Below are 11,151 nucleotides of genomic sequence, written 5' to 3' on the forward strand. Positions count from 1 at the left end.
CGGGGAGGGGTCGCCGACCCCTCGCCCGCAAGGCAAACTGAGGGGGCGTCGCGGCGGATGCCGCGCTTCGGACCGTAGGTCCGAGAAGACCCCCGAAGAAGGGCGCTTGCGTCCCGGAAGTTTGGTCTGGAACCCAAACTTCCGTTGCCTCACTGCCCCTCGACCCCGCAATTTTTTGAAAAAAATTGACTAAAACTTTAGGGCTTGTTTGAAAATAGAGAAATAGACGGATGGTTCGTAAAAAGCGAGCGGTTGCAAGGAAAAAAGCACAGGAATACTTGCTGTATTCCGCGCATTTTTGACGCGGCAGCTGCCGCTTTTTGTAGAAAAAGACGGCTATTTCGATTTTTCAAACAGCCCCTAGATTTTAAACAGGCTCTTAGAGGTTGTTGGAAAAAGCGGAACCACGTTTTTCTGCGAATGCAAAAAAAATTACGGGGCCGAGGGGATATCCCCCTCGGCCCCGCTGCCATTCAAATAGCCAACGAGCGCTTCGATACAAAACAAATCCCAACAGGCTGGTCTCTATATCTCCTGGATAACCGGCAGGATCATCGGGCTGCGCTTGGTGCGGCTGTAAAAATAGGAGGAAAGGGAGTCGCGCACCTGTGATTTGATGTTCCCCCACTCATGTACATTTTTACGCCTGCACTCGTCGAGCGTCCTGCGCGCGATCTCCCGCGCCTCGGTCAGCATATCCTCCGCCTCCCGCACATAGACAAACCCGCGGGAGATAATGTCCGGACCCGCTACAATCCTTCCTGTCGCCTGCTCGGTGGTCACCACCACAACGATCAGGCCATCCTGCCCCAGATGCTTACGGTCACGCAGGACAATACTTCCCACATCACCGACACCCAGTCCATCCACAAGAACCCTGCCGGACGGGACCATTTCCTCGTGTTTCACCGACACGCCGTCCAGCTCAAAGACCCGGCCATTTTCGCCGATCAGCACATGATCGTTGTCCATCCCCATCGCCAGCGCGAGGCTGGCGTGCTTTTTCAGCTGTTTGAACTCACCATGAACCGGGAAAAAGAATTTGGGCCTGGTCAGCGCTAGCATGATCTTCAGCTCCTCCTGGCAGGCGTGCCCTGAGACATGTACCTCATACATCCGCTCCCAGATCACCTCTGCGCCGAGCCGCATCAGGTCATTGACCACCCGGCTCACCGTCTTTTCATTGCCGGGGATCGGCGTCGCACTGATGATGATAAAATCGTCCGCAGTCACGCTCACCTTGCGATGATCGTTGCACGCCATCCGGGAGAGCGCACTCATCGGCTCACCCTGGCTTCCGGTCGTAATCAGGACGATGTCCTCGGGGCGGTAGCGGTTGATGTCGTCAATGTCGATCATCACATCTTTGGGCGGCTGCAAATATCCAAGCTCGGTCGCCACCGCTACGACATTGATCATGCTCCTGCCCGACACCGCAACCTTGCGGCCGAACTTGGCGGCAGCTTCGCAGATCAGCTGGATCCGGTGGACGTTGGAAGAGAAGGTCGCCACGATGATCCGGCGGCGCTTCGCCTGCTCGAACAGCTTGTTGAAGCTGTCGCGGACAGTCTGTTCGGTCGGGGTGAAGCCCGGGCGCTCGGCATTGGTGGAATCCGACAGCAGCGCCAGTACCCCATGGCTTCCCAGCTCCCCAAACCGCGCCAGGTCGATGATGTCCCCGATTACCGGCGTATAGTCGATCTTGAAGTCGCCGGTCTGGATAATCACGCCCGCCGGGGTGTGGATCGCCAGCGCGACCGCATCCGGGATCGAGTGGTTGACCCGGATAAACTCGATCTCAAAGCATCCCAGCTTGATCGTTTCCTTCGGGGCGATCTGCACCAGCTTGACCTTGCCATAAAGCCCATGTTCCCGCAGTTTGTTTTCGATCAGCCCGATCGTCAGCTTGGTCGCATAGACCGGTACATTCACCTCTTTCAGGAAGTAGGGCAGCGCGCCGATATGGTCTTCGTGCCCGTGGGTGATAACGATCCCCCGCAGCCGGTCGCGGTTATTGACCGCATAGGTGAACTCGGGCAGTACGAGGTCTACCCCGAGCATCTGCTCATCCGGGAAGGTCATCCCGCAGTCGACCAGGAACATGTCCCCCATGCATTCGTACGCGGTGATGTTCTTGCCGACCTCGAGCATCCCGCCCAGCGGGGTGATCCGCACCGGCGGTTTTCGCTGCTCCTTGTCTCTGGAGCGCCCTTTTTTGCGGGTCTGGTTCTGCTGCCTGGGTGCGGAAGCGGCCCGGGATTCCTGCTTTTTTGCAGCAGGCGGTTCCTGTTTTTTGGCGGGCTGCTGCTTCGATGGGCCTGGCCGGCGTCCCCGCTTGAGCGGCGGCTGGGGCTGCTGGAGCGTTTCCGGGCTCTCCTGTGCCGGTTGGGCGGCTTTCTCCTTTTCCGGCTCCGCCGGCTTTTCCTTTGCTTTTTTGGTCTTGGGCAGTGCTTTTTGCAGCGCTTTTGCCGCCGCTTCCTTCATCTGCGCACCTGTCTTTTTGCGGGGGGGCGCCTTCCGTTCCACCGCTGCCCGCTTTTCGAGCAGTTCCAGCCCCATCTCGAGCTGCTGCTCGGTCAGCTTTCCGCTGATTTTTTTGTCATCTGTCACAAAATTACCTCCGTATGATTTTGAGAAAGTTCGATTCTCTGTCAATTTTAACAGGGCTTGTTTGAAAACGGAAAAGCACCTCGCAATCCCCCCGTTCAAAGACGCAGGGCCTGCCGGTTCGCCTCTGGCGGTGGTTTCGAATTCAAACAGCCTCTGGACTGTTCGGTGCAAAAGGGAACCGGCCGCAGTGCTTCCGAAGCAGGGCGGTTCCAATTTTCAGACAATCTCTCATGCAATGAATTACAATACAAAACACCACCCATCCCGATTCGCTTTCTCTCCAAAGCAAACCTTGCGGGATAGGCAGGATATTCAGCCGCGGGCGCGGGGTTACCCCGTCATTGTTACGGACACGGGCACGCCGCGCGGTATTTCATTGGGGATTTCCGGAACAGGAACATCCCAAAACCGAACACAATATCACTACATACAATAGCATTTCCCGGACCGGATGTCAAGTCACCCACGCCCGCCGCGGTCCTCCTCCCGCCTGATCCGCTCCTTTAGCTGCTTTTCGAAATCGACGCACAGCTCCTGCGCGGCCTCCCAGCTCGCCGCCTCCGCGAACACCCGGATTGCGCTGCCATTTTTGCGCGGCCGCAGCAGGACGATCCCCTTTTCCTCCCGGATCACGACCCCTTCCCCGGCGCGTTCTCCCAGCCCGTCGAGCAGGCGGGAGGGCGGAAGCTGGATCGGGACGGTGCGTTCCCCGGTCGAGAAGGGCGGGAGCATCCGGTCCAGCCCGGCAAGGGAAAGCTGGTTCTTGCGCAGATAGTTGAGCAGGACAACCGCCAGCATCAGCCCGTCGCGGGTGCACTGCTGCTGTGCCGCCAGGCTCCGCCCCGGCGCGTCGGCGTCATCCGCCGGGCAGAGCAGATACCGGTAAACCCGCCGCCCGCGCTCGTTCGCAAACCGGTCGAGCGCACGCGGAAAATCGTTTTCCACCGCAACATCCCTGCCCTGTTCAAACATCGCCAGGCAGTAGGCCGCGACCGCCCGTTTCCGGTCGAGTGTGGTCTCCCCCTCGGAGAGGGTGAGAGAAACCCCGTTCTCCGAAAGCTGGAGCCGAATCCCGTCCCCCAGTTCACAGCCCAGCTTGAGAAGCACATTTTCAAGCAGCCGCTCCACCGTTCGATTGGCGCAGGACACAGATGCGTGCATCCCCGAAAGCCCTTCCGGGCAGAGCCGCAGAAGCTCGGTGAGATAGATCACTCCGATGCCGGAAAGGTCGATCCGGTCGCCGAACCCATCCCGCCCGGCGCGGGTGAACTCCCCGCGCGCCAACGCCAGCTCGATCTCCCGTTCCACCCGGCGGGTGGCGGGAAGCCCGGCATCGCAAACCAGCTTGATCGCACCCGGCTCCCCCGCGTGCAGATAAACCCCGAGGGTGAGCGCGTTGCAGCTCATCCCAAAGCCGAAGAGCGCTTCGAATGCCGACCCAAAGTCCAGCACCCCGGCCCCGGCCGAGCGGATTCCAGCGATCAGAGCGTCGGCCAATACATGGGAGCAGCGGTCACTGCCCGAAGCTATCCCGACCGGCCTGCCGCCTGCAATCGACCCGACCGCACAGCCGACCCGCACCGCCAGTTCGGGGGTCAGCTCGACCCCCACCTCCCCGCACAGGCCATCGTCATCGAACCGGCTGACCGCCCCGCCGCGCGCCGAGAGATGGTCGGAAGCCTGCGCATCGTCAGGCAGGCTGGCTTTTGCCGAGAGCCGCACCCCCGGGCGGACAACCGCCCGGGAACCGACCGCTGCGTCCTCGCCGACCGCGGACCCTTCGAGCAGTGATGCCCGGGATTTGACCGATCCTCCCGCACAGATAACCGCACAGCAGGCGCTGGCCCGTTCACCGAGCAGGGAATGGGGCAGCAGGACGCACCCCTCGACCGTCGCGCCCGCAGCTACGGTGCATCCATCGTCGAGTACGCTGCCTGCACCGATGACCGCGTTTTCCCCGATCTGTACCCCCTCGCCGAGGTAGACCGGCGGGTGGAGCAGATACCGCCCCGCCGGATGCCGCCCTCGGACCAGATTGCCGAAATCATCCCGTTTTCCAGGCAGGCTGCAGCGCACCCTGCCTTCGAGCAGGTCGGACTGCACACGCCGGTAGGCTTCCAGATCCCCTACATCACACCAATACCCGTCAAGGGCACAGCTCTGCATCCGCATCCCGTTTTTGAGCAGCAGCGGAAAGAGGTCGGACGCAAAGTCAAATTTTTCCCCCTGCGGGATCATATCGACCGCTGCGGGTGACAGAATATAGATGCCGGTGTTTGCCAGCTCGCTGGTTGCCTGCGAGAAGGACGGTTTCTCCACAAAGCCGGTCACCCGCCCGGTGGAATCGGCGAGCACCAGACCATATTCCCGTGGGTCGCCCACCCGGGTGGTCACGATGGTTGCCGCCGCGCCGGTGCTCTCGTGCATCTCTACCGCCTCCCTCAACGGCAGATCACAGAGCGCGTCGCCGCTCGCAACCAGCAGCGGCGCATCCAGTGCCCCGACCGCTGCCCGCACGCTGCCCGCAGTACCCAGCGGCCGCTCCTCCTCCGCAAATAAGAGCCGTATTCCTGCGAATTCTGCCGAAGAGAAATGCGACCTGAGCTGTTCGGACAGATACCGCAGGGTGAATACCGCCTCCTCCACCCCGTTTGCCGCGAGCAGTTCGAGCATATATTCAACCACCGGCCGCCCGCAGAGGCGCACCATCGGCTTGGGGACCGTTTCGGTGAGAGGACGCAGCCGGGTTCCCTCCCCGCCTGCAAGGATGACCGCTTTCATATGGAACCTCCCTACACTTTCATTTTTAAAGTCTGTCTGTTCGACGTTTTAAAACCGGCTCCCCTGTTTCAGGGATCAGGAGCTGCCTGAAACATCGAAAATACCGCCCATTCCGCCGCTGTTTCAACCATCCCCATCTTCAAACTGGGAATGGAATGTTTCATCCGCATTTGGCTGTGCCCCCGCACTGCACACCGCGGGCGAAGGAACTGCCTCCCAAAGGGCGGAGGCGGTGAATCTGTGCAAGGGAAAAAGTTCCCTGCCCAAAGATGCAGAACCGCTTCCCAGTTAGTATAGGCGGCGATCCCGGCTCTTACTCACCCCTTGAAAATTCTGCGGCGAGGGGTTGTAATACGGAGGAATATGGTATACAATAAAAACTGAAAACAAAGGAGTCCGCCGGCTGATAGGAGGCGCAAGCATGGAGCTGACAACACTGTATCGCCTGATCGGCCTACAGCCCGAGATCGTGGAACGGCTGAAGCCTTTCCACAACGGGAGCGACCGGATGCGGCTTGGCCCCTATCTGGAACGGCTGACCATGCCCGAAACCGCGCAGGAGGCGTATCTCTCCCTCAAGGAGGTTCTGGGGGAGGATCCGGATGGCCTGGCGATGCTCTACTGTCAGCTGGAAGCCGCCAGACAGGTGTATCGCCGGTACCAGGAAAAGGGGATTCCGGAGCGCATCTTTGTTGATACGATGCGCTGTTTCCCACGGTTTATCGCCGAGTGTGAGAAAAAAGATGGGCGCTTGCTCTTCGACCGGGGCTGGTGGTCCTACCGGCAGACCAGCATGTGCCTGTTCCGTATTGGAGCGCTGGAATATGAGTTCCGGAAACATGAGGGTGAACCAGCGGTCGCGCTCCACATCCCGTCGGGCGCGGACCTCTCAGAACCGGCGGTCAACGATTCGCTCGAACAGGCCGGCCGGTTCTTCCAGACCCATTACCGGGATTACAAATACAGCCGCTACATCTGCATTTCCTGGCTGCTGTCCCCGGCGCTGGAGCCGCTGCTGTCCGAGACTTCCCGTATCCGTTCTTTTCAGCAGCGGTTCGAGATTGTCCAGACGTATCCGGAGAACATGGAATTCATCGAGCTGCTGTTTCAGGTCCCGAGAACGGCGCTCTATGACAGCTTGCCGGAAACTACCAGCCTTCAGCGCGGTGTAAAAGCGCTTCTTCTCGGGGGCGGTATGGTGGGTTCTGCATATGGGACACTGGAAAGACAAAAATACGGTTCAGAGGCCCCCATCCCTCGTTAGCCTGGGCGCTTTTTTCCTCACAAAAAGCAGCTCCCTTGGCATTGACGGCGGGCCAGTGCCAATTCTCACCAAACTGCCGCACGCGGAGACCGGCGTGCATAGGTCAACCGGCGTGAAGTGCCGGCTCTTAGGCCGGAGCAAAGGCTGTCAAAACTTTTGGTTGGGCGGAGGAATTCGATTGAAACAGGTTATGATATTCACCGACGGTGCATGTTCCGGCAACCCGGGCGCGGGCGGATGGGGCGCAGTGCTCCGGTTTGGCCCGCATGAAAAGGAGCTTTCGGGCGGAGAAGCCCAGACGACCAACAACCGCATGGAGCTGACCGGCGTGATTATGGCGCTTTCGGCGCTCAAAGAGCCATGCAAAGTCGAGCTGACCACCGATTCCCGTTATGTGGTTGATTCGGTTACAAAGGGCTGGGTTTATGGCTGGAAGAAAAAAGGCTGGATGCGCACCCCAAAGGAACCGGCAAAGAACGCCGACCTTTGGAAGCAGCTGCTCGGCCTGCTTGAACAGCATGAAGTTACCTTCCATTGGGTAAAAGGGCACGCCGGCCACCCAGAAAACGAGCGGTGTGACACGCTTGCAGTTGAAGCGATCGCAAAAATTCGTGCAAATTTGTGAATTTTTTTACAATACCCCTTGCAAAGCATACCGAACAGGTATACAATATAGATACCGTCATAACACACATACACATTTCAGGATAAGAATGGTGGGTTTCACGACTATGAAAAGATTCGTTTATGCGGACAACGCCGCGACTACCCGGATTTCGGACGAAGTCTTTGCGGCGATGCTCCCCTGGCTGAAAGAGGGCTACGGCAATCCTTCGAGCATCTATGCAAAAGGGCGGGAAGCCGGACATGCCATTGAAAATGCGCGCAAGCAGGCCGCTCAGGCGCTCGGCGCACAGCCCGGCGAGATTTATTTTACCGGCTGCGGCTCGGAGAGCGACAACTGGGCGATCAAAGGCGCAGCGCACCGGCTCGCCGCCAAAGGCAAAAAGCATATCATCACCACCGCGTTTGAACATCACGCGGTTTTGCATACCTGCGCCGCCCTCGAGAAGGAGGGGTTTGAGGTCACCTATCTGCCGGTGGGCGAGATGGGCGTGATTGATGCGCAGCAGGTCGCGGACGCGATCCGGGAGGATACCGCGCTGGTCACGATCATGTATGCCAATAACGAGATCGGAACCATCCAGCCGATCGCCGAGATCGGGGAAATCTGCCGGGAACGGCAGGTCTGGTTCCACACCGACGCGGTTCAGGCGGTGGGACATGTCCCGATTGACGTCAATGGGCAGAAGATCGACATGCTCTCGATGTCGGGACATAAAATCCATGCGCCCAAAGGGGTCGGCGTGCTCTATATCCGCAAGGGCATCGTGCTCCCCAACCTGATCGACGGCGGCGGGCAGGAGAAAAGCCGCCGCGCGGGCACCGAGAATGTCGCGTCGATCGTTGCGCTTGGCCGCGCAATCGAGATCGCCTGCACCGGGATTCAGGCCCGGGAGGAGAAGGTCGCGGCAAAACGTGACCGGATCATTGAGGAGCTGCTCAAGGTGCCGGTTTCCCGGCTCAACGGGGACCCAAAACGCCGTCTCGCAGGGAATATCAATCTTTCGTTCCCGGGCGTCGAGGGGGAATCGCTCCTGCTCTCGCTCGATCTGGAAGGAATCTGTGCCTCTTCCGGTTCGGCCTGCACTTCGGGTTCACTCGATCCCAGCCATGTGCTGCTCTCGATCGGGCTGTCGCACGAGGTCGCACATGGGTCGCTGCGTGTCTCGATCAATGAGGAAACCTCAGACGAGGATGTCGAGCACATCATCGCCAGTGTCCCGCCGATTATCGAGCGGCTGCGTGCAATGTCCCCCATGTGGGAGCATATGCAAAAGGGTGAAATCGCCCTGTAAAACCAAACGTTTCGCCAGCCTTTTCAAAGGCTGTGGTTTCCAAAGGCAAAGCCTTTGACCGCTTGCCGCAGCAAGCGGAACGCTTTATCCTGAGAAGCGCTTTTTCGGGTGAATTGCCGCGAAGCGGCAAGAGGGGGCTTTTTGCAAGTGAAAAAGCCCCCTGCCGAGAGCTTGCAGCAGCTTCCGGGAATCACACCTCATTCCGGAGGTTCCGCCGGATTTCAAAACGGAAAGGATGAATTGTTTATGCTATATTCTGATAAAGTTCTGGAGCATTTTGCGTCGCCTCACAATGTCGGTGAGATCGAGAATGCCGACGGGGTCGGTGAGGTGGGCAACGCCAAATGCGGCGACATCATGAAAATGTATCTCAAGATCGACAGCGGGGTCATCACCGATGCCAAGTTTAAGACATTCGGCTGCGGCGCGGCGATCGCGACCAGCTCGATGGCAACCGACATGATTAAAGGCGCCACAATCGAGGAGGCGCTCAAACTCTCGAATCAGGCTGTGGTGGAGGCGCTCGACGGGCTCCCCGCCTCGAAAATCCACTGTTCGGTGCTGGCGGAGCAGGCAGTAAAATCTGCGCTCGCGGATTACTACCGCAAAAACGGGGTTGACCCCACACCGATTGTAGGGGAAATCGGCGAGTGTGACGCCTGCCACTGACCCCGAACCGCGCCTGCCCCGCCTTGTTTTTTTCGCCTTCCGGACGAATATTGTTATTGAAACGCTTCGGAAAGGAGTGGGGTGAAGTGATCTCCGGGACAGACAACAGAATCCGGGAATCCCGGCGCAGGCGCAATCTGGAATCCAAAAAACTGATTGGCTCTCTGGTTTCGGACAGCCAGGCAAGCGAGCAGATACTCGCAGCTGCCAAAAAAAGCCGCGCGAATAAGCTCGAACGAATCCGCAACAAGCTAAAGGCAGGCAAGCGGCTTTCCACGTCCGAGCTGCAATACCTGCGGGAGCGCGCGCCCGATCTCTACGAACAGGCGGCTCGTATCGACCAGCATCAAAAGGCGTTCGAACGGGCGCTCAAGCGCTGCCGGACCGAAGAGGATGTCAACCGGGTTCTGACTTCCCAGATGCAAATCGCATCCGGGATGGTCCCGGCAGTGCCGGCGCAGCAGAACGGTGAAGAACCGGCGCGCGTATCGGATGCAGAATTTTCCGAGATGTATGCCGCGGCAATCGAGCGGACTCACCGGTCGTTTCGTGCCGGAGAAGGCGGGAAGCTGGTTTCCTCCAAGCGGGAAGAAGAAAAACGGCAGGATGAGCAGAAAGAGCAGAGCAATTTTCTCCGTGGCCTGGACCGTTCGGATTCCTTCCGTTCCCCTGTACAATCCACGATCTCCGGCCCTGCATCCGACAGGCAGAAGCTCTCCATACATGCCTAATTGGAATGGTAGATTTTCCCCCTGATGCAGCATCTGCATCAGGGGATCGCTTTTTCTCTCATTTTTTTCGTTTGGATGTCCATAAAAGATCAAAAAATTGGTTCTATCTTTAAGAACCCATATTCACAACCATTCGGCACCGTCTGTCGGAGGCCCCGCAATCGTATTTCAAAAGAGGAGGAAACGAGATGAGACCGGTTTTGGCAGGAATATTGGCGGCCCTGATGCTAACTGGCTGTGGAGCGCAGGCCAGCCTGGAAGCGGTACCCAGATCCAGTGCGATTCGCACCATAGACGACGAAATCCCCCCATCTTCAGCCAATTCAGCATCAGAACCCGCTAACTCTACGCGCTCGGAGACGCACCCTGTCATGGAAGCGCCGACCGAAGCCCTCACAGAACCGGCCATCGGGACACCGGTTTCCAGTTCTTCGGAGCCGGCTGCACCTGCACAAGTCCTTCCGGACAGCTTTATGCCCGCCGATTTTTCAGGGGCGACGCTTTTTCTCTACCGTATTTCAGATATGGCAGGTACCGAGGTAGACCCCGCAATCTTTTTCGAGTATTCCTCCAAATTGGGGCTGGAGCAGTCAGAAGAGGTTGGGGAGCCGCTGGACAATCCGGACAGCATGACCCTGACGCTGCCGGACGACAGCCGGTATACCTATCAGTTCTACACCGAAGGGATCGGGGTACAATATGCGGAGCCGGGAAAAGACGCCGGAGAGGAGCGGCGGTACCGGGTCAACCAGACTGTATATACGGAATTGAAAAACGACTGTTGGTCGGATACGGTTGTCCAGCCGGATGTCCACCCCCGCTGGACGCTGCTGATGCGCGCATCCAAGGCAGAGGAAATCCGAATCACCTCTATGGCGGGAGAGGAGAGCCGCCTGTTGCCTGGGGAAGAATCATTTTCCTGCACATTTGAGGAGTTACAGCGGATGCGGGTGAACGCGGGCAGCTTTCAGCAGGTTGCCCCGGAGACCCGCCTGGAAGATGCGGAAATCATCCAAATCCGCTTTTATAACGGGATTCGATACGATATTCAGCGCGGACCCAGAGAGGTCGTGATCGCTTCAAGTGATATGCCCTACGCCTGCCGTTATGCGCTTTTCAGAAACAATCCCGATACCGCAAAACCGGTGATCTATCTCTATCCAGAGCAGCCAACCGA

General features: G+C 58.6%; 8 protein-coding genes. 6 read left to right on the forward strand and 2 right to left on the reverse strand.

Annotated elements, in window-relative coordinates:
- Nucleotides 1–525 precede the first annotated feature (525 nt).
- Together C814_RS0105485 and C814_RS18935 are read right to left on the reverse strand one after the other, a co-directional pair.
- Entirely contained in the window at nucleotides 526–2,610 is a 2,085-nt protein-coding gene (locus C814_RS0105485) for a ribonuclease J (RefSeq protein ID WP_016317043.1), read from the reverse strand.
- 459 nt (nucleotides 2,611–3,069) lie between these two features.
- A complete protein-coding gene (locus C814_RS18935) occupies nucleotides 3,070–5,391 on the reverse strand; it encodes a sugar phosphate nucleotidyltransferase (protein WP_016317044.1) in 2,322 nt (773 codons plus the stop codon).
- A gap of 421 nt (nucleotides 5,392–5,812) precedes the next feature.
- Between C814_RS18935 and C814_RS18940 the strand changes: the two genes are divergently transcribed.
- The 6 genes from C814_RS18940 to C814_RS24275 form a co-directional block, all read left to right on the forward strand.
- Entirely contained in the window at nucleotides 5,813–6,655 is an 843-nt protein-coding gene (locus tag C814_RS18940) for an acyltransferase domain-containing protein (RefSeq protein ID WP_016317045.1), read from the forward strand.
- A 178-nt stretch (nucleotides 6,656–6,833) separates the two neighbouring features.
- Nucleotides 6,834–7,280 carry a ribonuclease HI gene (gene rnhA / locus C814_RS0105495; protein ID WP_022788550.1) on the forward strand — a complete coding sequence of 149 codons (447 nt, stop codon included), beginning with the start codon at nucleotides 6,834–6,836 and terminating at the stop codon, nucleotides 7,278–7,280.
- Between the two features lie 106 nt (nucleotides 7,281–7,386).
- Entirely contained in the window at nucleotides 7,387–8,574 is a 1,188-nt protein-coding gene (gene nifS, locus C814_RS18945; protein ID WP_022788551.1) for a cysteine desulfurase NifS, read from the forward strand.
- 246 nt (nucleotides 8,575–8,820) lie between these two features.
- Nucleotides 8,821–9,243: a Fe-S cluster assembly scaffold protein NifU gene (nifU, locus tag C814_RS18950; protein WP_016317048.1), complete on the forward strand. Its 423-nt coding sequence runs from the start codon at nucleotides 8,821–8,823 to the stop codon at nucleotides 9,241–9,243.
- Between the two features lie 86 nt (nucleotides 9,244–9,329).
- Nucleotides 9,330–9,974: a hypothetical protein gene (locus C814_RS18955; RefSeq protein WP_016317049.1), complete on the forward strand. Its 645-nt coding sequence runs from the start codon at nucleotides 9,330–9,332 to the stop codon at nucleotides 9,972–9,974.
- Nucleotides 9,975–10,162: 188 nt separating this feature from the next.
- Nucleotides 10,163–11,151 (forward strand): hypothetical protein (locus C814_RS24275; RefSeq protein ID WP_016317050.1); only part of this gene is annotated, 989 nt, incomplete at its 3' end.

The sequence above is a fragment of the Anaerotruncus sp. G3(2012) genome (assembly GCF_000403395.2).
Lineage (GTDB): Bacteria > Bacillota > Clostridia > Oscillospirales > Ruminococcaceae > Anaerotruncus.

What these genes read in the sequence shown, in the direction of transcription:
- C814_RS18935 (WP_016317044.1), bottom strand. Translation starts at nt 5,391, where the DNA reads ATGAAAGCGGTCATCCTTGCAGGCGGGGAGGGAACCCGGCTGCGTCCT.
- C814_RS18940 (WP_016317045.1), top strand. Translation starts at nt 5,813, where the DNA reads ATGGAGCTGACAACACTGTATCGCCTGATCGGCCTACAGCCCGAGATC.
- nifS (WP_022788551.1), top strand. Translation starts at nt 7,387, where the DNA reads ATGAAAAGATTCGTTTATGCGGACAACGCCGCGACTACCCGGATTTCG.
- nifU (WP_016317048.1), top strand. Translation starts at nt 8,821, where the DNA reads ATGCTATATTCTGATAAAGTTCTGGAGCATTTTGCGTCGCCTCACAAT.